This window comes from Cellvibrio sp. PSBB023 (assembly GCF_002007605.1).
Lineage (GTDB): Bacteria > Pseudomonadota > Gammaproteobacteria > Pseudomonadales > Cellvibrionaceae > Cellvibrio.
In genome coordinates this window covers 1615262-1636994 of sequence record NZ_CP019799.1, presented here as the reverse complement: position 1 = coordinate 1636994, position 21733 = coordinate 1615262, and the positions used below count along the sequence as shown (strand labels likewise).

Genomic DNA, 21733 nt, shown 5'->3' with positions numbered 1-21733 from the left:
TATACGCGGTTTATTTACTGATGGATTCCACCCTGCAAACAAATTCTCCCTGCGCTACCCGTGCATTGAGGGTAGTGCCAGGCATAACCTGATTGCTGTGGGTGATCACCTTTTGCGTCTGGGGGTCGGTTACCAATGCGTAGCCGCGCTCCAGTGTGCTCAACGGATTCAATGTGTTTAACAAGCGCACCGCCTCACCATGGGCTTGTTTCTTGCGCTCGATAATCCGGTATTGCGCCTTTTGCAGGCGCTGGGCGTAGGCGGAAATCCGTTCATTCAGTTGTTGCAAGCGCACTTGTGGGTGATGCGCCTGTTGGCGGATCTGCAACTGTTGAAGGCGGTTTTTGTAATCCACCAGTAAGTGCTTGAGATGATTTTTCAGGCGCAGTTCGAGATTATCCAGACGCTGCGCCTGCTGTTCCAATCGTTCACGCGGGTGGCGCAAACGCTGGCGCAGGTTATGCAAATGCTTTTGCCACTGCTGCAAACGGCGCAACATGGCTTCTTCAAGCAGCACCTCAAAACCGATAAATTTATCCAGCCAGTCATCGCCATCGGGTACGAGCAGTTCAGCGGCAGCCGATGGTGTGGGTGCGCGCAGGTCGGCAACAAAGTCGGCGATGGTGAAATCCACCTCATGGCCAACGCCGCTCACAATGGGCAAGGCACTGTTAAATATGGCGCGTGCGACGATTTCCTCGTTAAACGACCACAAGTCTTCCATGGAGCCACCACCACGGGTCAGCAGCAACACATCAAATAAACCGCAGCGGTTGGCCAGTTCAATTGCCTTCACAATTTGCGGTGCTGACTCTTTGCCCTGAACTGCCACCGGGATCACGGTCACTGGAATGCTGGGGAAGCGGCGCTCCAGTACGCTCAGTACATCGCGAATGGCCGCGCCGGTGGGGGAGGTGATAACACCTATGTGTTTGGGGAGCGGTGGCAGGGCTTTTTTATGGGCTTCATTGAACAGTCCTTCTTGTGCCAGCTTGTGTTTGAGCTCATCAAAGGCGCGCTGCAAGGCGCCGCTACCAGCTTCTTCCATGTGTTCGGCGATAATTTGGTAGTCGCCGCGGCCTTCATAAAGGCTGACGCGTGCGCGCAACAGCACATGCTGCCCCTGCTGCGGCTTAAAGCGTACCAACATGTTGCGATTGCGGAACATGCAACAGCGCACCTGTGCCTGATCGTCCTTCAGGGTGAAATACCAGTGACCGGAGGAGGGGGTGGAAACGTTAGAAAGTTCGCCTTCCACCCACAGCAGCGGCAGGTGGGTTTCGAGCAGCTGGCGCGCCTGACGATTGAGCTGGCTGACGCTGAATATCTCGCGGTCAGTTGTTTTTGGGGGTAAGGTAGTTGTCATAGGGCGCCATTCTAGGTGATGCCTGTGATTGAGGGTAGCCTTGATCGGCGTATTGGCGCCTGTAGCCAACACTAGATATTGTGGTTTCTGGTTTACCGGCGTCGCTCAAGTCGATATACTTCCGCGCTTATTTTTTTATCTGCTTTGAGGTTGGATGCTATGTTGCGAATTGCTGAAGAAGCCCTCACCTTTGATGACGTATTATTGGTGCCAGGTTATTCGGATGTCACCCCGAAAGATGTCTCCCTGAAGACTCAGTTGACTCGCAAGATTCAATTAAACATTCCCCTCATCTCGGCGGCCATGGATACCGTAACCGAATCCCGCTTGGCGATTGCCATGGCGCAGGAAGGCGGTATCGGCATCATTCACAAGAATATGTCTATCGAGGCTCAGGCGGCGGAAGTGCGCGCGGTGAAGAAGTTCGAAGCCGGTGTGGTGAAAGATCCCATCACCATCGACTCCGCCGCTACCATTCGCGACCTGATTGCCCTGACCCGCAAGAACAATATTTCCGGTGTTCCCGTGCTGCATAACGGCGATCTGGTTGGCATAGTGACCGGTCGCGATGTGCGCTTTGAAACCAATCTGGATGCCAGCGTGTCCAGCATCATGACTCCCAAAGAACAGTTGGTCACCGTCAAAGAAGGCTTCACTGCGGAAGAAGTGCGCAATTTGCTGCACAAACACCGTATCGAGAAAGTATTGGTCGTTAACGACAACTTCGAGCTGACCGGCTTGATTACCGTTAAGGATATGAACAAAGCCGAAAAATACCCCACTGCCTGTAAAGACCCCGAAGGGCGCTTACGTGTTGGCGCCAGTATTGGTACCAGCCGCGATACCGACGAGCGTGTCGCGGCGCTGGTAGAGGCGGGCGTGGATGTATTGGTGGTTGATACTGCCCACGGTCACTCCAAAAACGTATTGGATCGCGTGCGCGCGATCAAAACCAAGTACCCGGAAGTGCAAGTGATTGGCGGTAATATCGCCACTGGCGCTGCTGCCTTGGCCTTGGTTGAAGCCGGTGCAGATGCGGTAAAAGTCGGGATCGGCCCAGGTTCTATTTGTACTACCCGCATCGTCAGTGGCGTTGGTGTACCGCAAATTTCGGCTATCGCTAATGTCGTTGCCGCCCTTGAAGGGACTGGCGTACCTGCCATTGCTGATGGCGGTATTCGCTATTCAGGTGATATCGCCAAAGCCGTGGTCGCTGGTGCTCATGCGGTCATGATGGGCTCTATGTTCGCCGGTACTGAAGAGGCACCGGGTGAAGTTGAGCTGTTCCAAGGGCGTACTTACAAAGCTTATCGTGGCATGGGTTCCTTGGGCGCTATGGCGCAAACGCAGGGTTCCAGTGATCGCTACTTTCAGGATGCCAGTGCCGGTGCTGAGAAGTTGGTTCCCGAAGGTATTGAGGGTCGTGTTGCCTACAAGGGACCTTTGGCTGCCATCGTTCATCAATTAATGGGTGGTTTGCGCTCTGCGATGGGCTACACCGGTTGTGCTGATTTGAGTGCAATGCGCACTAAGCCTGAGTTTGTCCGTGTGACTGCTGCCGGTATGGGCGAGAGCCATGTGCACGATGTTCAAATCACCAAAGAAGCGCCCAACTATCCGATCAGTGGCCGTTGATTCGAACGCAATGATTGTTGTCGCAAAAACTCGGGTTCTGCCCGAGTTTTTCATTTAAGCCGAATTCTTTTTTGTTTTTCTTTTTACTTATTGAGCAGGAATCAATATGTCTCACGATATCCACGCACAGCGAATTCTTATCCTCGATTTTGGTTCGCAGTACACCCAGTTGATCGCCCGTCGTGTGCGTGAAATTGGTGTTTTCTCGGAAATTCGCGCCTGGGATATGACCGACGAAGAAATTCGCGCTTACAACCCCAAGGGCATTATTCTCGCCGGTAGTCCTGAATCCACCACGGAAGCAGGTTCACCGCGCGCCCCGGAAGTTGTATTCAATTTAGGGGTGCCGGTATTTGGTATTTGCTACGGCATGCAAACCATGGCCATGCAAATGGGTGGCTTGGTAGAAGGTTCCAATATCCGTGAATTTGGCTATGCCCAAATTACCGTGAATGGTGAATCATCACTGTTAAATGGCATTAAAGACCATGTCGATACCGATGGCAGCGCGCTGCTCGATGTATGGATGAGTCATGGCGATAAAGTGACCAAAATGCCGGAAGGCTTCAGTTTGATGGCATCCACGCCATCCTGCCCGATTGCGGGTATGTATAACGAAGCGAAAAAATTCTACGGTGTGCAGTTCCATCCGGAAGTGACGCACACGCTGCAAGGTAAGCGCATATTTGAACACTTTGTGTTGCAAACCTGCGGTTGTGAGCCGCTATGGACTCCCGCCAATATCGTTGAAGATGCGATTAAAAAAGTGCGTGAACAAGTGGGAACCGACAAAGTACTGCTCGGCCTGTCTGGCGGTGTGGATTCCTCCGTGGTGGCGGCGCTGTTGCACAAAGCCATAGGTTCGCAGTTGACTTGTGTGTTTGTTGACAATGGGTTGTTGCGCAAAAACGAAGGCGACCAAGTGATGGACATGTTCGCCAAAAACATGGGTGTGCATGTGATTCGCGCTGATGCGCAGGATCAGTTCTTGAGTAATCTGAAAGGCGAAAACGATCCTGAGAAAAAACGCAAAATTATCGGCGGCACTTTCATTGATGTGTTTGATGCGGAAGCGACAAAACTGAAAGAGGTTAAATGGCTGGCACAAGGCACTATTTACCCGGATGTGATTGAGTCTGCTGCTGCAAAAACCGGTAAGGCGCATGTGATTAAATCCCACCACAACGTGGGCGGTTTACCCGAGGATATGGCTTTTAAATTGGTTGAGCCACTGCGTGAATTATTTAAAGACGAAGTGCGAGCAATTGGTTTGGAGCTGGGCTTGCCCTATGACATGGTTTACCGTCATCCATTCCCCGGCCCAGGCTTGGGTGTGCGTATTCTCGGTGAAGTGAAAAAAGAATATGCCGATATTCTGCGCGAAGCAGATGCCATCTTTTTGGAAGAGTTGCACGCGTCGGGTTGGTATCACAAAACCTCGCAAGCCTTTGCTGTCTTCCTGCCGGTGAAATCCGTTGGGGTTGTGGGTGATGGCCGTCGCTACGAGTGGGTTATTTCATTGCGTGCAGTAGAGACAGTGGATTTTATGACCGCACGTTGGGCGCACCTGCCGTACGAGCTTCTGGAAAAAGTGTCGGGCCGCATTATTAATGAAATCTCCGGCGTATCGCGTGTTTGCTATGACGTGTCAAGCAAACCACCTGCGACTATCGAATGGGAATAATGGATTAGCTGGTAGTGGATCACACAGGGATGTGTCCGTTTTGTTGCCAATAATTCGTGTGTAAAAAATTGTTTTATGTAGCTGTTGCTTCTATGCAACTATTGTTTTTCTGTAAATATCGATACAGTGATGCAAAAGCGATGAGACGCCAGGTTATGCCACAGACTCTGACAGTAAAGCCCCGACGTTTTTCATTAATGCACCTTGCAATACTGCTGCTTTCAGCGGCGTCTTTGAGTCTTTACGCGCAAACGCAAACGGCTGAAGCGAATACTGCACCTGTCGAAACACCAATTGATGTGCAAACGCCGCTTCAGGTTGCTGAGCCGGCCGCCCAATTGGCAGCAGTTGAACCCTCTGTCGCCCCTTCAGCAGATCAGCCTGTCGCCGCTGCCGATGCAATAACCCAGGTTGCTCAGGCCAATGTAAAAAAACAACCGGTATCCCCGGTTGTTGCTGGCGATGATAGCGATACTCTATCCAATAACTCTGCCTCGTACTCAAGCGTATCGACATCTGCATCTGCTTCGGCTCAATCTTCATCTGCAACAAGCAGCGCCGCATTGGCTGCCGCATCAACTACATCATCCGTGACCCTATCTAGCAGTGCATCTTTACCCCTTGCTGTTAATACTGAATCCGAAGGAAGTGAGCCCGGCACGGTTATCAGTGAGGCACCGGCAGAACCTATCTCTTTGTCCAAATTTATTTTGGGGCGAGAAGTAAAACCCAATAGTTCTGTGCGCCTCACCTGGAGTTCAGAAACGGCAGTGGGTGGTTTCAGTGAGGAGACGCCGATTCTGGTGGTGAATGGTGCAATGCCCGGTAAAACACTCTGTTTAACTGGCGCGGTACATGGCGATGAGTTGAATGGCATTGAAATGGTGCGCCGTGTCGTTTACGGCATAGAGCCCGCGAATTTAACGGGCACTATTATTGGTGTGCCGGTGGCGAATATCATGGGCTTCCGCCGTAATTCACGCTATTTGCCCGATCGCCGCGATTGGAATCGTTATTTCCCCGGCAATACCCATGGCAGCTCCGCCTCGCGGCTCGCGCATTCATTTTTTAGCAACATCATCCTCCATTGTGATGCTTTGGTTGATATCCATACCGGTTCATTTCACCGTACCAATCTGGCGCAATTGCGTGCTGATTTAAGTGATGAAAATGTGGCAAAGCTGGCGCAAAGTTTTGGTGCCATCGCGGTGTTGAATGGTCGCGGTAATCCCAATTCCCTACGTGCCGCTGCGGTGCGTGCCGGTATCCCCGCTGTGACTCTGGAAGCGGGTGAGCCTATGGCCATCCAAAGTAAGGTGGTAGATGAAGGCGTTGCCGCCATTAATACCTTGCTTGCCAAAATGGGTATGTATGGCAAACAAAAACGTTGGACGCGCATTGCACCGGTTTATTATCGTTCGGCTTGGGTGCGCGCTAATCAAAGCGGTATTTTGTTCAGTAAGGCAACGCTGGGGCAGCGCGTGCGTGAAGACGATGTGCTGGGCACAGTGACCGATCCTATCACCAACGCGCGCACTACAATCAAATCGCCTTATAACGGCCGCATTATCGGTATGGCGCTGGATCAGGTTGTGTTGCCCGGATTTGCTGCTTACCACATTGGCATTCAAACGCCAGAAGCGATTTTGATAGAAGAAAGCCAAATGACCGACGGTATGGTTGAGGAAGACGAAGAGGATGGCGATGACGCCGGTTTGGATCCGGTTGATGAAAAAGATGAACCGGAAACCGGCATGAGCAAAGCTCAGGACAGGATGGCTGACGAATAAAATAAACCGGGCTGAAAAACGCTGTGTTTTTTTAGTCCGGTCATTTCAACAATGAGTGAATAAATTTCCACTCATCGGCGGTAACGGGTTGTGTTGATAAGCGGCTCTGTTTTACCAGCACCATATTTTCCAATAGCGGTTGTGCTTTGATTTCTGCCAGTGAAATGATGCGTGGAAATACCTTGGTGAGTTGAATATCCACCGAGACCCAACGCGGATTTTCCACTGTGGATTTAGGGTCGTAATAATCGCTTTCCGGATTAAATTGTGTGGGGTCAGGGTAGGCGGTGTTAACAACTTTGGCAGTGCCAACAATGCCTACATGCTTACAGCTACTGTGATAAATAAAGACTTCATCATTCAGTGCGACTTGGTCGCGCAAAAAGTTGCGCGCCTGGTAGTTGCGAATGCCATCCCAGCGGCCGATTTTATCGGGCGCAGCCGCGAGATGTTCAATGCCGTAAATGTGCGGCTCCGCTTTAAATAACCAATAGTGTTTTGCCATGAGCAGACCACCCTTGTCCGGTTTTCCCAGCGATTGTTACAGCCAGACACTTAAGCGCGAGGCGGTTTCTTCGCTAATCAATTCCAGATTGATTTTGCGTTTTTCGATATCCACATTATTCACCAACACATGGACTTTATCATCCAGGCGATAGGTATTGCCCTCAATCGTCAAGCTTAAGCGGCGCGAATCGAACTGGGCTTTTACCTCGCCATCTTTGGGGGCTAGCAGGGCGTAGCCGTCCAATCCCCAGTCATCCAGTTTGATGCCTATGCCGAAGGAGTTCACCAGCGCAATACTGCCACTGTGTACACTGCCCACATGTTGGTTGGCATATTGGCAACCGAGCCAACTTTCAACATAGCGACAAGCTTGGCGGCCATTGTTTAACTGTTGCTGTAATTGCTCGGCAAATTGTTTTTTGTCGTTTAATTCCAGTGGCGGTTGTCCGCGTAAAATACGTTTAATCGCCAGGTGATTAAACAAGTCGTTATAGCGACGAATGGGTGAGGTAACCATCGCATAGGCGTTAAAACCCAAGCCAAAGTGTGCAACTGGGTCAAAGGTTAGTGAACCTGCTTGCAGCATACGCTGTAAAAGAGAATGCAATCGGCTATTCACCGGGTTGTTGTCTGCATTCAAACGCAGTTCGCGAAACAGGGTGGTGAAGTGTTCCAGTTTGGTCAGGTCGCCGGGTGTCAGATCGGGGCGATCTTCCTGAATTAATGACAATGCATCGTTCAGGCGCTCGGGGCGAAAGCCAACATGGCTGGAAAAAATGCCGCAGCCCGGATGTTGCAGAAATAATTCCCCCGCGCAGATATTGGTAACCAGCATGGCCTCTTCAATCATGCGGTGCGCAATGTTGCGCTCGCGTTTTTCAATGTGATCAATTTTTTTCACATCGTTTAACACAAAGGCATAGTCAGGACGATCTTCCATTACCAGGGCATGCTGTTGGCGATACTGCGCGCGTGCCTGTGCAAAGGCTTTGAGTTCTACCAGCATATCGTGGATATGGGCAGGCGCTCCCAAACTGGAGACTTCTGCTGTGAGCGCATCGTATACACCCTGGTAACTCAGTTTGGATTGCGAGCGGATTAGCGCTTCGGCAAACTCAAACTGATTGATGGTGCCATCGCGGCCAATGTGCATGCGACAGATTAATGCCGGGCGCTTTTGTTCCGGTACCAGTGAGTAAGTGTCGTGCGATAGGTCCACCGGTAGCATAGTCACGGTTTGGCCTAGCAGGTAATGCGTGCTGGCGCGTGCGCGTGCCGCCAGTTCGAGTGGGCTGCCAAACTCGATATGTTTGCTTGGATCGGCAATTGCCGTAATCAGCTCCCAGCCGGCTTCCGTGGTAGCGATATAAATCGCATCGTCCATATCGCGGGTGTTTTCCGAATCGATAGTCACGAAAGGCAGGTGGGTTAAATCCAGTTCGCCATTATCAAACGTCAGGGGCGACCAATTAATGCCGCCAGCCTGGCTTTGTGCTTGCGACTGCCACTCAAAGGGCATTTGGAATTTGGCGATGGTGTAGCGGCTTTCTACGCCAGGTTCGTCCGGGGTACCAATGCGATTCAAAATATGAACCTGGGTTTTCCCCTCACTATTAAATGGATGGCGCGCAATACTGCAGTGAATTAAATCGCCAACTTTATAACCTTTACGTTCCTGCGGCGGGATAAACAACCAGCGATTGAAGTTGGGCACGTCGGGCTCGACAAAATCGGTAGAGCCTTTATTGACGTATTTACCGACAAATTCACTCAGGCCCGGTTTGATGAGTTGGGTGAGTTTGGCCTCAAATTGCCCTTTGCTGTTGGTATTGATCTCTGCTTCGACCCGGTCATCGGGCAGGACGCGCATCATCTGCTCGGGGTCAATAAATGCCTCGCGCCCATCGTCCAGAATCAAAAAGCCAAAACGCTTGGTGGTGGTGCGCACCGTTCCCTGGGCAATATCTTTAGCGGCGACAATGCTGGACTTTAATTGTGAGAGTTGTTGTAGAGCATCTTTATTGAGCATGAAGGACAACTTAATCAGTGAAAGTAATGGCGCGAATTATAGCCCGATTTTTCTGTCGGGGTTGCGCAAATATGTGGTGCTGTGGATGTGTAAGAAAACATCCTAAAATACTGAAAAAACACGCTTTTCTTTGACAGTATCCCGATCCATCGGGTTACAATCGACGCGATCTGACATTCATTTTTATTGAAAATCTTCAAAAGGGCTACTCATTTGGACGCAGTAACCGTCAATAACCTACTTCTTGTTGGAGCCATTTTAGTGGCTGCAAGCATTCTACTGAGTTCCATATCAACCCGTGTTGGTGTTCCCATCCTGGTGATTTTTTTGGTAGTGGGAATGCTGGCCGGTGTTGATGGCATTGGCGGTATTGTTTTCAATGATTATTCCACGGCCTATCTTGTCAGTAACCTGGCACTTGCCATTATTTTACTCGATGGGGGAATGCGTACCCGTGCAGCTACTTTCCGGGTGGCATTGTGGCCTGCTGTTTCGCTGGCAACAGTGGGGGTAATGATTACCTCCGGGTTGACAGGCATGGCGGCCGCATGGCTCTTTAACCTTGAATTATTGGAAGGTCTGTTGATTGGCGCCATTGTGGGGTCTACAGATGCTGCTGTGGTGTTTAACCTGTTGAATGGCAAAGGCTTGAATGAGCGGGTAGGGCCGACGTTGGAGATAGAGTCAGGCAGTAACGACCCTATGGCCATGTTCCTGACAGTTACCCTGATTGCCATGCTAGCGGCCGGTGAAACCAGTTTTAGCTTTGGTGTGGTAACCAGTTTGATTCAGCAATTTGGTTTGGGGATCGCGCTCGGTGGTTTGGGTGGTTGGTTATTGCTGCAAATGATTAATCGCTTGGATATTGCTGATGGCCTTTACCCGCTGCTGGCCGTCAGTGGCGGTATTATTCTCTATGCTGTATCCAGCGCCATCGGTGGCAGCGGCATCCTCACAGTATATGTATGTGGCTTGCTGTTGGGGAATCGTCCCATCCGTAATCGCCATGGCATTTTGCATATGTTTGATGGCTTGGCCTGGCTCAGCCAGATTGGTATGTTCCTGGTATTGGGCTTGTTACTCACTCCAAGTCAGCTATTGCCGATTGCGATACCTGCCTTGCTACTTTCCTTGTGGATGATTGTTTTTGCGCGTCCATTGTCAGTGTTTATCGGGTTGTTGCCGTTCCGTGGTTTCAGTCTGCGCGAGCGAACCTTTATCTCCTGGGTGGGGCTGCGTGGTGCGGTACCGGTGATTCTGGCGGTATTCCCGCTGATGGCGGGTTTGCCTAATGCCCAACTTTTCTTCAATGTCGCCTTCTTTATTGTACTTGTCTCCCTCTTGGTACAAGGGACCACTCTGGGGTTGGCGGCACGCAAAGCGAAAGTGGTTGTGCCATCGGTACCATCACCTATGTCGCGCGCTGGTTTGGAAATTCATGTCACCAGCCAGTGGGAGCTGTTTGTCTACAAGCTGGGTGCGGAGAAATGGTGTATCGGCGCGGCCTTGCGCGAATTGCATATGCCGGAAAATACCCGTATTGCCGCACTGTTCCGCGATCACGAATTGCTTCACCCCTCGGGCAGTACTCGCTTGATGGCCGGCGACGTGCTCTGTGTTATCGGGCATGACCACGATTTACCCGCACTCGGTAAATTGTTTAGCGAAGCGCCCAAGCGCAATCTGGATTTAAGTTTCTTTGGTGACTTTATTATCCAGGGGGATGCAGAACTGCGCGATTTGGCAATGTTTTACGCGCTGGATATCAAAGGCTATGAGCAATACAAAACCCTGGGCGATCTAATTACCGATATGGTTGGCGGTAAGCCAGTTGTGGGTGACAACACCGATTGGAATGGCATGCTCTGGACGATTGCCGAAGTAGAAGGCAATCAAGTGCGTAAGATCGGGGTAAAACCATCTGCCAAAAAGCGCACAAAATCCCAGGAGGCGACCGACGGTCTGTCATGAAACTTGTAAACCAATCACTGCTGCGTACTCAGGCGTTTATTAATGGTGATTGGTGCTCAGCGGCATCACACCGCACCTTCGCGGTAGAAAATCCGGCAACCGGCGAACACATCGCTCAGGTTGCCTGTCTTGAGGCAAGTGATGCTCGCCGCGCCATTCAGGCCGGGGCAGCAGCCCAAGGACCTTGGGCACAAATAACGGCCAAAGAGCGCAGCTACCTGTTGCGCCGATGGTTTGATCTGGTGATGAAACATCAGACTGATCTGGCACATATTCTCACCGCCGAGCAGGGTAAACCCTTAGCAGAAGCCAAGGCAGAAGTTGCCTATGGCGCGAGTTATATCGAGTGGTTTGCTGAAGAAGCCAAGCGCATTAATGGCGACATCATTCCTCCCTCCAGTAGTAATCAGCGTATCACAGTGTTCAAACAACCTGTCGGGGTTGTGGCAGCAATTACACCCTGGAATTTTCCCAATGCGATGCTGGCACGCAAACTGGCACCGGCGCTCGCTGCCGGTTGCAGTGTTGTGGCAAAGCCAGCAGCAGAGACACCCTTGTCCGCGCTGGCACTTGCGTATCTGGCGCAAGAGGCGGGAATTCCCGCAGGTGTCATTAATATAGTCACCAGCAGCGATGCCCCAGCGATTGGCGCTGAATTTACGTCGAATCCGACGGTGCGCAAAATTTCCTTTACCGGCTCAACAGCCGTTGGGAAATTATTGATCCAGCAGTGTGCTGCCGATGTTAAACGCATCACCCTTGAGCTGGGTGGCAATGCGCCTTTTATTGTGTTTGAGGATGCAGATCTTGATGCGGCCGTTGCCGGTGCAATGGCATCCAAATTCCGCAATGCGGGTCAGACCTGTGTGTGCGCCAATCGGTTTTATATCCAGCGCGATATCTACCAGGCTTTCACGACCAAGTTAATCGCTGCTATGCGCGAACTTCGTGTCGGTAATGGGATGGATTCAGGTGTCTCTGTAGGACCATTAATTTCTCACAAGGCGATACAAAAAGCGCAAAGCTTGGTTGATGATGCGATAGCCAAAGGAGCGCAGCGAGCTTATCAATCGCCACTGACTGTTACTGCTGGGCATTTTTATCCTCCCACCTTATTAACCCATGTTCCTACAGATGCGGCCTTGGCTGAACAGGAAATTTTTGGGCCAGTTGCTGCGTTAATTCCCTTTGCTGACGAAAGAGACGCAATTGCGTTGGCAAATAATTCTGTATACGGCTTGGCCGCCTATTGCTACACCCGCGACCGCCAGCGCATCAAACGTGTGGGCGATGAATTGCAAGTGGGAATGTTGGGAATGAATACCGGTTTAATTTCCAATGAAATGGCGCCCTTTGGTGGGATTAAACAATCGGGTTGGGGAAGGGAGGGATCCAGTTACGGTATTGATGACTATGTGAACATTAAATATATCAACGAATTTTTTTAACATAAATTATTCGTCAATAAAAAGCGGAAAGCCTGTAGCGACAAACGACAAACCTCATAAGTGTTACTAAGCTTACACAGTATGGAAATAAATTCGTGCGCACAGTAAGGAAATAGGTTCGTGTAAGAGCGCAACCTATAAAAATGAAATAACAAGAGGTTTTGTCATGTTCGGTTGGTATCAAAAACTCAATTTACGTTGGAAAATCAGACTTCCCCTATTGCTGCTGGTGATTGTGGTTGTTTACATGGGGTATTACTCCATGGCCACCAGTCAAATGCTGGGGGCAAATGCCATTACTATCGCCAAAGTTAATTTGCCTGAAATTGAATTGCTGATTCAGGCGGATCGCGATCTTTATCAGGCATTGGTTGCAGAGCGAGCACTTTTGCAGCTCGATAATGCATCAACGAGTAAGTTGGTGACAGAGCAAAGCGACAATGCGCAGCAGGCTTATGATCGCATTTACAAATCCCTCGAACTTTCCAATACCGCCACCAGTGTTGAGCGCGACGAATTTACGCGTCGTTATAAACAGTGGCGACAGCTTGCCGATGAAGTCATGCGCGATGCGGTAAACCCTGAGCGCCGTGAAGCAGCGCAAGAGAAATCCTATGGTGCTGCCGCAGACGCTTTTGAACATGTGCGCACCTATATTGATGAACTGCAAGAAAAGCGTTTGGCCCATGTTGATCAATTTACTACGCAAATCGATGAAAGCCAGGACAGTGCAACCCGCTATTTATTGATATCAGCGGTGATTGGCTCTTTGGTCAGCTTGGGGGCTGCGTTTTTCCTACCAGTCATTGTGGCCAATCAAATCAGTCAAATTAGTGATCGTATCCAGAATATCGCCGAAGGCGATGGCGATTTAACCATTCGCATTCCTGTCGATACCCAGGATGAGCTGGGGCAGTTGGCCTCTCATGTGAATCGTTTTATGGAGAAATTGCAGCGCATTATTGCCAGCGTTTTAACGAATGCGAGCGAGGTGTCTAAAACAGCGGAATCCTTGCTGGAGGTATCCAGCAATAGCCAGCGTGCCGCAGACGATCAATGCCATGCCATTACCATGGTGGTTACGGCGGTCAATGAATTGACCATGGCGATTCAGGAAGTAGCGCGCAACACCGGCAATACTGCACAAAATACACGCGAGGCAACAGCGATTACCGATAACGGTCAAGAGCGTATTCGCCTTGCTGTGGATCGTGTACAGCAGTTGGCTGTTCGTATTAAAGAAACTGCAGACTTTATGTTGCAGTTGGAGAGCGAAGCGAAAAATGTGACATCTGTGATTGATGTGATTCGTGGTGTTGCAGAGCAGACCAATCTGCTGGCATTAAACGCAGCCATTGAAGCGGCGCGTGCCGGTGAGCAAGGGCGTGGGTTTGCGGTTGTTGCCGATGAAGTGCGTACCTTGGCGAGTCGCACACAGCAATCGACAGCTGATATTCAAGGCATGCTGAGCCAACTGCAACAGGGTGTTCAGCGCGCAGTGGAGGCCATGGGCAGCAGTTCTGCAATGACATCGGAGGCGGCAAGTTCAGCCAATGAGGCAGGACAATCATTAATGGGAATCAGCACGGCGGTCAAAGAAATTGCCGACATGACCATTCAAATCGCTACCGCTGCCGAAGAGCAAAGTTCGGTCACGTCGGAAATAGATAAAAACCTGGTGCAAATTAATTCGCTGGCGATGAACAATGCTGACGGTGCCTCCAAAACGGCAACGGAAAGTCAGCGTTTGAACGAGTTGTCTATTCAATTGCGACAACTTTTGGCGCAATTCAAGGTGTAACCTTGCCCAAAGTGGAGTGCTTGTTTCAGTGTGATACAGGCACAAAACAGGCACAAACAAAGCTGCGCAATGCAGCTTTGTTTGTTTTTTCCAGCCGTTATGAATAGGGGGTGGAATTTAAATAGGCAACTGTGTTGTGAATTTTACTTGTTTGAGTGCAAAAGCAGAATTAATAGAGCCGATGTTGGGGAGGTGGATCAGGGTTTCCTTCATCAAGCGCTCATAGTGTTCAACACTTTCTACCACTACGCGCAACACATAATCTTTATCGCCACTGGTTGAGTAACACTCAACAACTTCCGGAATCACCTGCACCGCTTGTTCAAATGCTTCGAGTGAATTGCCATCGTGATTTTTGATGGTGATATAGGCATGAACTGTCACCCCTAAATTCAGGAGCTTGGGGTCGAGCAGGGTGACTTTGCCGCGAATGACTCCCTCGGTTTCAAGCCGTTTCAGGCGGCGCCAGCAAGGCGTGTGGGAGAGTCCAATCATTGCCCCCAGATCAGCCATGGAGTAATCGGCATTTTCCTGAAGTGCACGCAAAATTTTGCGATCGTATTCATCAAGGTCTACTAATGGCGGCATATGGCTATCCTGAAGGCGGCAGTAATAAGCCAGCATTCTAGGATGAAAATTCATAAATGACAACAAAATGAGGATGTGTTTAATTGTCTCGGCGTATCCTATCGCCATTAGTCCTGCGCTTTTTGGCATCGGCATGACGTATCGGGAGCGCATATTGTGATTGGCGTCATGGGCGTGTATCGTAACGCCTCTTTTGTTGGGCACTTTGTGCCGCCATTCGTGGACAGCTGTTGATGTGTCCCGATAAAAATAATGCTGAGGAGCAATCCAAGATGAGAGTGATATTGTTGGGCGCGCCTGGTGCGGGTAAAGGTACTCAAGCGCAACTGATTATGGAGAAGTTTGGTATTCCCCAGATCTCCACAGGCGATATGCTGCGCGCTGCAGTAAAAGCGGGCACGCCTCTTGGCTTGCAAGCGAAAGACATTATGGCATCTGGCGGTTTGGTGCCGGACGACCTGATCATTGCTCTGGTGAAAGAGAGAATTACCTCCAGCGATTGTGCCAATGGTTTCTTGTTTGACGGTTTCCCGCGCACCATTCCCCAGGCAGAAGCGATGCTGGATGCCGGTGTAGATATTGATCACGTGATTGAAATTCATGTGCCGGATGAAGAGATTGTGGCCCGTTTAAGCGGCCGCCGTGTACACGAAGCATCGGGTCGTGTTTACCACATTATTCACAATGCGCCCAAAGTGGAAGGTCACGATGACTTGACTGGCGAGCCATTGATCCAACGCCCTGACGACACCGAAGAAACGGTGCGCAAACGCTTGGGTGTTTACCACGATCAAACCGAACCATTGGTTGGTTTTTATCAGGCGCTTGCTGCTTCAGGTAATACCAAAGTGCCAAAATATACACGCATCAGCGGTATTGGCAGTGTGGATTCCATTCGCCAGCAGTTGTTAACCGTCTTGGGTTAATGGCCGTTTAGCGATCATAATAGGCTCTGCGGAGCCTATTTTTTTGTCCCGCCTTTTTATGTCCTGCTGATTATTTTGCGTTGATGGTTTTCTCTCTATTTGTTTTTTCGATTTGTTTTTTTGTCAGAGTTACCTTGTATGGCTTTAATTCTTGCCCTGGATTCTTCTACCGATGCCTGCTCCGTGGCGCTCTATGCCCATGGCGAGTTACACGCCACGTTTGAGTTGGCAGCCAAAAGCCACACCCAGCGCCTGCTGCCGATGGTGGATGAGCTCTTGAGCGCTAGGGGAATCAGTTTGCGCGACCTGGATGCCATCGCTTTTGGTCGTGGCCCTGGCTCCTTTACTGGCCTGCGTATTTGCATGGGCATAGTGCAGGGGCTTGCATTCGGTGCGGATCTGCCGGTTATTCCCGTCTCTACCCTGGAGGCCATGGCGCTAGGTTTTTATCGCACCAACTCTGCTAGTCCCGCTGCCCAGCCAGTCATGGTGGCCTTGGATGCACGAATGAATGAAGTCTACTGCTGCGCCTATAAGCACGCTGGCGATGGTGTTCAGGCCTTGGCTGACGAGGTGGTGATCAAACCGGAGTTGCTCGCGGCTGATAGCCATTTGCCCGTTTCTCCCCAGGCATTTATTGGTGTTGGCCCCGGCTGGCATTATCCGGCCATGCAGTCGCTGGCGCCGCAATCCGTTGAGTTGGATGTGCACCCACGCGCCGAAGAGATGGCCTTGATCGCCGCCCGGTTATGGGCGGAAGGCAAGGCAATTGATGTGCTGGATGCGGAGCCGGTTTATTTGCGCGATTCAGTATCCTGGCAAAAGCGTCAGCGTATTCGCGCTGCTGACGAGCTGCTAGTGAAATAGCCCTACGGAAGATTATTGGTGACCCTATGAGTGCTGCTGTCCATACCCAATCTGAATTTAATGCTGGCCTGCTCGATTTCCTGCGCGCATCGCCAACGCCGTTTCACGCTACCCGCGCGCTTGCCGAGCGGTTACTGGCGGCGGGATTTGAGCTGCTACACGAAGGCGATAGCTGGTTGCTAGAGCCGGGTAAGAGCTATCTGGTCACTCGCAATGACTCATCCCTGATTGCCTTTGTCTATGGTCGCTCCCGCTTGGTGGATACCGGAATTCGTATGCTGGGCGCCCACACCGACAGCCCTTGTTTAAAGGTGAAACCGCGCGCTGAGTTGAATCGTCGCGGTTATTTTCAGTTGGGGGTTGAGGTTTACGGCGGTGCCTTGTTGGCGCCGTGGTATGACCGCGATTTGTCCCTCGCCGGACGCGTGACCTATCGCGATGAGCAACAGCAAATCGCCAGCACTTTGGTGGATTTCAAGCGTCCAGTGGCGGTAGTACCCAGTTTGGCGATCCACCTGGATCGTGAGGCCAACAGTAATCGCTCAATCAATGCCCAGAAAGACATAGTGCCGCTATTGCTACAGTTGCCTGCGGAAGAGGGCAGTTTGCCGGATTTTCGCAGCCTGTTGCACGCCGAATTGCAAGCCAGCCAGCCTCAGTTGGCGGTGAGCCAGGTGCTGGATTACGAGATCAGCCTTTACGATACCCAGCCTCCTGCAATAGTGGGGTTGGAGCAAGACTTTATCGCCAGTGCCCGTCTGGATAATCTGCTCAGTTGTTATGTTGGCTTGCAGGCGCTGTTGGAAGCTGATGATCAAGTCTCCAGCTTGCTGATTTGCACCGATCATGAAGAGGTCGGTAGTGCATCTTGTTGCGGCGCCAAAGGGCCCATGCTTGAACAGTTTTTAATGCGCTTGCTGCCTGAGACGGAAGCGCGTATCCGCGTTATTGAGCGTTCCATGATGATCTCGGCAGACAATGCCCACGGCATTCACCCCAACTTTATGGAAAAGCACGATGAGAACCACGGGCCGCTGTTAAATCACGGCCCGGTGATCAAGGTCAACGCCAACCAGCGTTATGCGACCACCAGTGAAACAAGTGCGTTTTTCCGTATGTTGTGTGACGCGGCGGAGGTGCCAGTGCAAACCTTTGTGGCGCGCACAGACATGGGCTGCGGTAGTACCATTGGCCCGGTGGTGGCCTCGGAAGTGGGGGTTAAAACCATTGATGTCGGCTGTCCCACGTTTGCCATGCACTCTATTCGCGAACTGGCCGGTGTACAGGATGGCTGGAATTTATATCGCGTCAGCGTTGGTTTTTTTCGCTATGCCAAAGCGCCTATGGCATTGATTAGCGCGCTTTAACGCGCAACTGCTCGCACCTTTGCTGTGACCCAGTACAAAGACTAGGGACAAGTCTGCGCCAAGCCAAAGGCCTATGCTTATAATCGCGCCGCTTGTCCCGATGAATATTGCTAACCACATCGGGCTTTCCATATTCATTGCCAGTGTTTAGCGGAGTTTCCCAATGGCGATCAGCCTTGATGTACTAGCCTCCTTTGCGCCGTTTAATACGCTCAACCATGAGTATTTGATTCAGGTGGCAGAAAAAGCGGCGCTGCGTGATGTTCCCAAAGGCACCATCATTTTCAAGCGCGGTCGCCCGTTCCCCGAGAAGGTGTATTTGGTGAGCGGCACAGTGGATCTGATTGATTCGGCTTTTCAGGTCAATACCATCAACCCCGCCAGCGAATCGCGCCGCTCTCCGCTTAATATCACCCAGCCAACCCAGGTATCGGCCGTTGCCAAGTCAGATGTTACCCTGCTGGCGGTGGACAGCGACTTCCTCGACCTGGTGCTCGCCTGGAGTGAATCCAGTGACGAAGAGGTCGATATCTCCGGCGTTAGCCTGCATGACGACAACGATTGGATGTCGTCGCTGTTGCAATCGCCCCTGTTCAGCCGTTTGCCGCCCGCCAATATCCGCCAGCTGTTTATCCGCTTCAGTGGGCAAAAAGTGCAGGCTGATGAAGTGGTAATCAAACAGGGCGAGCGGGGGGATTATTTTTATGTGTTGGAATCCGGTAGTGCCACGGTGATTGATCCCGCGGGAAAAATCCTCGCCGCCTTACGCCCCGGTAACTATTTTGGTGAAGAGGCGTTGGTGGGTGAAACCACGCGCAATGCGACAGTAAAAATGCTGACACCGGGCAAGGTGATGCGCCTGAATAAAGAGGATTTTCGCGAGTTATTGCAGGAACCGGTACTGCGTTATTTAACGGCCGAGGAACTGCGCAACCGGCCCGCCGATGCGCCACCTTATCAAATTGTGGATGTGCGTTTGCCGCTGGAGCGTCGCTTGCAAGCGGTGCCGGGCAGCCGCAATATTCCGCTCAATCAATTGCGCAATAATGTAAAAAACCTCGATTTTAATACGGTGTATGTGGTGACCGATGACTCGGGCCGCCGCTGCGATGTTGCCACCCACCTGCTCAGTCAGGCTGGTTTTGATTGTTACATCCTGCGCGATGCAGAATCCTGCTACGCCGGTATTTAGCGGCTTCCATTCACTAGTGTTGTTAGTGGCGGCATTGGCGCAGCAGGATCAGGCGCGCTGGCTGCCTGTTTCGCTTGCCTGTATGATGGCGCCCTGAATTTATCTCGCTAATCACTTATTTTTATAAATGACAGATAGGGCATCATGAGCAAGCAACGTGTTTTAACCGGCATTACCACCACAGGTACTCCTCACTTAGGCAACTACGTTGGCGCGATTCGCCCGGCGATTCAGGCAAGTCAACGTGCCGATGTGCAGTCCTTTTATTTCCTGGCCGATTTTCATGCGCTGATCAAATGCCAGGAGCCTGATCTGGTTCATCAATCCACACGTGAAATTGCCGCTACCTGGCTGGCGCTAGGGCTGGATACAAACAACGCGATTTTTTATCGCCAATCCGATGTGCCTGAAATTCCGGAACTCTGCTGGGTCCTGACTTGTATGGCGGCGAAGGGATTAATGAACCGCGCACACGCCTACAAAGCGTCGGTGGATGCCAATGTGGCTAACGGTGACGACCCTGACTTTGCCATTACCATGGGCCTGTATTCCTACCCGATCCTGATGGCTGCCGACATATTAATGTTCAATGCCAACAAGGTGCCGGTAGGGCGCGACCAGATTCAGCATATTGAAATGGCGCGCGATATCGCCGGGCGTTTTAATCACCACTATGGCGAACATTTTGTGCTGCCAGAAGCGCAGGTGGATGACAATGTAGCGGTGCTGCAAGGGTTGGATGGCCGCAAGATGAGCAAGAGCTATGGCAATACCATCCCGCTCTTTTTGCCGGAAAAACAATTGAAAAAATCCATCAATAAAATTCTGACGAACTTACTGGAACCCGGTCAGGCAAAAGACCCGGATACCTCACCGGTTTTTCAAATTTGGCAGGCGTTTGCAACCCCCCAACAAACAGCGGACATGCGCCAGCAATTTGCTGATGGTATAGGCTGGGGTGAAGCCAAGCGTCAGTTGTTTGAATTGATTAATGGACAATTGGCCGAGGCGCGCGATAAATACGAAGCTCTTTTGGCAAACCCAGCGCATGTCGAAGAAGTGTTGCAGCAAGGCGCAGAAAAAGCGCGGGCTTACAGTAAGCCATTGTTGGAAAAAGTGCGCGACGCGGTGGGTATTCGCAAAATAAAATAATATTTCGGTAATCTGATTCTACTGAATACAAATACGCCCGCGAATGCGGGCGTATTTGTTGTGATATCTGGGTTATTGCAGCCTTGTTATTCCGCCAGTGTGGCGACTACTTTTAATACAGCCGAGGTCAGCTTGCTGAGTTGATCCGGCGTAATAATAAAAGGCGGCATCAAATAAATAATATTGCCAAATGGTCGCACCCACACGCCTAGCTCAACAAACAATGGCACCAATTGGCTGCTCACTATCGGCCTGTTTAATTCCACTACGCCAATCGCGCCTAAAGTGCGCACTTCTTTCACGTAGGAAAACTCTTTGCAGGGCGCCAGCTCATCGCGCATTTGTTTGCCAATGGTTGCAACGCGTGTTTGCCAGTCGGAGTTGAGTAGCAACTCAATGCTGGCATTGGCTACGGCACAGGCGAGCGCATTACCCATGTAGGTGGGGCCGTGCATAAAGGCGGGATTGTCGCCGCTGGCAATGCCGTTGCTGACCTTGTCATTGCAGAGTGTGGCGGCGAGTGTAATGTAACCAGCCGTGAGGGCTTTGCCCATACACATAATGTCCGGGCTAATACCGGCGTGTTCACAGGCAAATAATTTACCGGTGCGACCAAAGCCGGTGGCAATCTCATCCACAATCAGCAAAATGCCATTTTTGTCACACAGTTCGCGCACACGGCGCAAATAATCGGGCGAATAAAAACGCATGCCGCCTGCACCTTGCACAATCGGCTCCAAAATCACGGCGGCAATTTTTTGGCGATGTTGCTGAATTAATTGTGCAAATTTGGCGATATGGGTTTCCTGAAAGGGTTCATCAAAACCACAGCTGGGCGCCTCTGCAAACAAATGGTGGGAGAGGGCGTGATGAAACAGGTGGTGCATTCCCGAGTGTGGGTCGCACACGGCCATGGCGCCAAAGGTATCGCCGTGATAACCGCGCTTGAGTGTTAAAAACATGGTGCGCTGCGCCTGGCCTTGGGAGTGCCAATATTGAATGGCCATTTTCAAGGCGATCTCAACCGCGACTGAACCCGAATCGGAAAAGAATACTTTGTTTAAGCCGGGCGGGCTGATTTGCGCGAGGGTTGCGGCCAGTTTTACGGCGGGTTCATGGGTGATGCCTGCAAACATCACATGCGCCATTTTTCCCAGCTGATCGATAACCGCTTGATTGAGTACAGGGTGATTGTAACCGTGCACCGCTGCCCACCAGGAAGACATGCCATCGATTAAGACGCGGCCATCGGCAAGGTGCAGCTCCACGCCCTGGGCGTGGCTAACTGGTGTAATCAAGCCGGGGTTGGTGAAATCTGTGTAGGGGTGCCAGACGTGGTCGCGGTCCAGTTGCAGTAAATCAGAGGGGCTGAGTTCGTGATTGGGTATCATGAATAATCCAAAGCGGTCG

Annotated in this window: 16 protein-coding genes; 11 read left to right on the top strand and 5 right to left on the bottom strand. The window is 51.2% G+C overall.

The genetic code is table 11. From position 1 onward, the window contains the following. Positions 1-10: 10 nt before the first annotated feature. Complete coding sequence (gene xseA / locus B0D95_RS07335; protein WP_078043293.1) at positions 11-1366, bottom strand: exodeoxyribonuclease VII large subunit; 1356 nt, start codon at positions 1364-1366, stop codon at positions 11-13. 159 nt (positions 1367-1525) lie between these two features. On the opposite strand from xseA, the gene guaB reads away from it, so the two are divergent. From guaB to B0D95_RS07320, 3 genes are all read left to right on the top strand, one after another. Continuing rightward, entirely contained in the window at positions 1526-3001 is a 1476-nt protein-coding gene (gene guaB, locus B0D95_RS07330) for an IMP dehydrogenase (protein WP_078043292.1), read from the top strand. A gap of 106 nt (positions 3002-3107) precedes the next feature. After that, positions 3108-4685, top strand: coding sequence for a glutamine-hydrolyzing GMP synthase (gene guaA, locus B0D95_RS07325; RefSeq protein WP_078043291.1), 1578 nt, complete (start codon positions 3108-3110; stop codon positions 4683-4685). Positions 4686-4840: 155 nt separating this feature from the next. Continuing rightward, entirely contained in the window at positions 4841-6475 is a 1635-nt protein-coding gene (locus B0D95_RS07320; RefSeq protein ID WP_078043290.1) for a succinylglutamate desuccinylase/aspartoacylase family protein, read from the top strand. A gap of 40 nt (positions 6476-6515) precedes the next feature. On the opposite strand, the gene B0D95_RS07315 is transcribed toward B0D95_RS07320, so the two are convergent. Both B0D95_RS07315 and B0D95_RS07310 read right to left on the bottom strand, forming a co-directional pair. Then, complete coding sequence (locus B0D95_RS07315; RefSeq protein WP_078043289.1) at positions 6516-6980, bottom strand: EVE domain-containing protein; 465 nt, start codon at positions 6978-6980, stop codon at positions 6516-6518. A gap of 36 nt (positions 6981-7016) precedes the next feature. Beyond that, a complete protein-coding gene (locus B0D95_RS07310) occupies positions 7017-9011 on the bottom strand; it encodes a VacB/RNase II family 3'-5' exoribonuclease (RefSeq protein ID WP_078043288.1) in 1995 nt (664 codons plus the stop codon). 261 nt (positions 9012-9272) lie between these two features. Here B0D95_RS07310 and B0D95_RS07305 point away from each other — a divergent pair, with 261 nt between their 5' ends. The 3 genes from B0D95_RS07305 to B0D95_RS07295 all read left to right on the top strand — a co-directional run bounded on the left by B0D95_RS07305 (position 9273) and on the right by B0D95_RS07295 (position 14231). Continuing rightward, positions 9273-10982, top strand: coding sequence for a potassium/proton antiporter (locus tag B0D95_RS07305; RefSeq protein ID WP_246841748.1), 1710 nt, complete (start codon positions 9273-9275; stop codon positions 10980-10982). Beyond that, entirely contained in the window at positions 10979-12430 is a 1452-nt protein-coding gene (locus B0D95_RS07300; protein WP_078043286.1) for an NAD-dependent succinate-semialdehyde dehydrogenase, read from the top strand. Before B0D95_RS07305 ends, B0D95_RS07300 begins: the two co-directional genes overlap by 4 nt. A gap of 166 nt (positions 12431-12596) precedes the next feature. After that, the gene (locus B0D95_RS07295) at positions 12597-14231 is read left to right on the top strand and encodes a methyl-accepting chemotaxis protein (protein ID WP_078043285.1); all 1635 of its coding nucleotides are present in this window, start codon (positions 12597-12599) and stop codon (positions 14229-14231) included. 117 nt (positions 14232-14348) lie between these two features. Here the strand turns inward: B0D95_RS07295 and B0D95_RS07290 are convergent, their stop codons facing one another. Then, complete coding sequence (locus B0D95_RS07290) at positions 14349-14819, bottom strand: Lrp/AsnC family transcriptional regulator (RefSeq protein WP_078043284.1); 471 nt, start codon at positions 14817-14819, stop codon at positions 14349-14351. Between the two features lie 272 nt (positions 14820-15091). Here B0D95_RS07290 and adk point away from each other — a divergent pair, with 272 nt between their 5' ends. From adk to B0D95_RS07265, 5 genes are all read left to right on the top strand, one after another. Then, on the top strand, positions 15092-15745 hold the full coding sequence (gene adk, locus B0D95_RS07285) for an adenylate kinase (RefSeq protein WP_078043283.1): 654 nt from the start codon (positions 15092-15094) through the stop codon (positions 15743-15745). A 138-nt stretch (positions 15746-15883) separates the two neighbouring features. Next, positions 15884-16612, top strand: a complete 729-nt coding sequence (gene tsaB, locus B0D95_RS07280) for a tRNA (adenosine(37)-N6)-threonylcarbamoyltransferase complex dimerization subunit type 1 TsaB (RefSeq protein ID WP_078043282.1) — start codon at positions 15884-15886, stop codon at positions 16610-16612. A 26-nt stretch (positions 16613-16638) separates the two neighbouring features. Then, positions 16639-17979 (top strand): M18 family aminopeptidase, encoded by a 1341-nt coding sequence (locus tag B0D95_RS07275; protein ID WP_078043281.1) that lies wholly within the window; start codon positions 16639-16641, stop codon positions 17977-17979. 163 nt (positions 17980-18142) lie between these two features. After that, on the top strand, positions 18143-19171 hold the full coding sequence (locus B0D95_RS07270) for a cyclic nucleotide-binding domain-containing protein (RefSeq protein ID WP_078043280.1): 1029 nt from the start codon (positions 18143-18145) through the stop codon (positions 19169-19171). Positions 19172-19315: 144 nt separating this feature from the next. Further along, positions 19316-20323: a tryptophan--tRNA ligase gene (locus tag B0D95_RS07265; RefSeq protein WP_078043279.1), complete on the top strand. Its 1008-nt coding sequence runs from the start codon at positions 19316-19318 to the stop codon at positions 20321-20323. A gap of 86 nt (positions 20324-20409) precedes the next feature. On the opposite strand, the gene bioA is transcribed toward B0D95_RS07265, so the two are convergent. Beyond that, on the bottom strand, positions 20410-21714 hold the full coding sequence (gene bioA / locus B0D95_RS07260) for an adenosylmethionine--8-amino-7-oxononanoate transaminase (protein ID WP_078043278.1): 1305 nt from the start codon (positions 21712-21714) through the stop codon (positions 20410-20412). Between the last annotated feature and the right edge of the window lie 19 nt (positions 21715-21733).

Coding starts and splice junctions, on each gene's coding strand:
- xseA (WP_078043293.1), bottom strand. CDS start 1,366: ATGACAACTACCTTACCCCCAAAAACAACTGACCGCGAGATATTCAGC.
- guaB (WP_078043292.1), top strand. CDS start 1,526: ATGTTGCGAATTGCTGAAGAAGCCCTCACCTTTGATGACGTATTATTG.
- guaA (WP_078043291.1), top strand. CDS start 3,108: ATGTCTCACGATATCCACGCACAGCGAATTCTTATCCTCGATTTTGGT.
- B0D95_RS07320 (WP_078043290.1), top strand. CDS start 4,841: ATGCCACAGACTCTGACAGTAAAGCCCCGACGTTTTTCATTAATGCAC.
- B0D95_RS07315 (WP_078043289.1), bottom strand. CDS start 6,980: ATGGCAAAACACTATTGGTTATTTAAAGCGGAGCCGCACATTTACGGC.
- B0D95_RS07310 (WP_078043288.1), bottom strand. CDS start 9,011: ATGCTCAATAAAGATGCTCTACAACAACTCTCACAATTAAAGTCCAGC.
- B0D95_RS07300 (WP_078043286.1), top strand. CDS start 10,979: ATGAAACTTGTAAACCAATCACTGCTGCGTACTCAGGCGTTTATTAAT.
- B0D95_RS07295 (WP_078043285.1), top strand. CDS start 12,597: ATGTTCGGTTGGTATCAAAAACTCAATTTACGTTGGAAAATCAGACTT.
- B0D95_RS07290 (WP_078043284.1), bottom strand. CDS start 14,819: ATGCCGCCATTAGTAGACCTTGATGAATACGATCGCAAAATTTTGCGT.
- adk (WP_078043283.1), top strand. CDS start 15,092: ATGAGAGTGATATTGTTGGGCGCGCCTGGTGCGGGTAAAGGTACTCAA.
- tsaB (WP_078043282.1), top strand. CDS start 15,884: ATGGCTTTAATTCTTGCCCTGGATTCTTCTACCGATGCCTGCTCCGTG.
- B0D95_RS07275 (WP_078043281.1), top strand. CDS start 16,639: ATGAGTGCTGCTGTCCATACCCAATCTGAATTTAATGCTGGCCTGCTC.
- B0D95_RS07270 (WP_078043280.1), top strand. CDS start 18,143: ATGGCGATCAGCCTTGATGTACTAGCCTCCTTTGCGCCGTTTAATACG.
- B0D95_RS07265 (WP_078043279.1), top strand. CDS start 19,316: ATGAGCAAGCAACGTGTTTTAACCGGCATTACCACCACAGGTACTCCT.
- bioA (WP_078043278.1), bottom strand. CDS start 21,714: ATGATACCCAATCACGAACTCAGCCCCTCTGATTTACTGCAACTGGAC.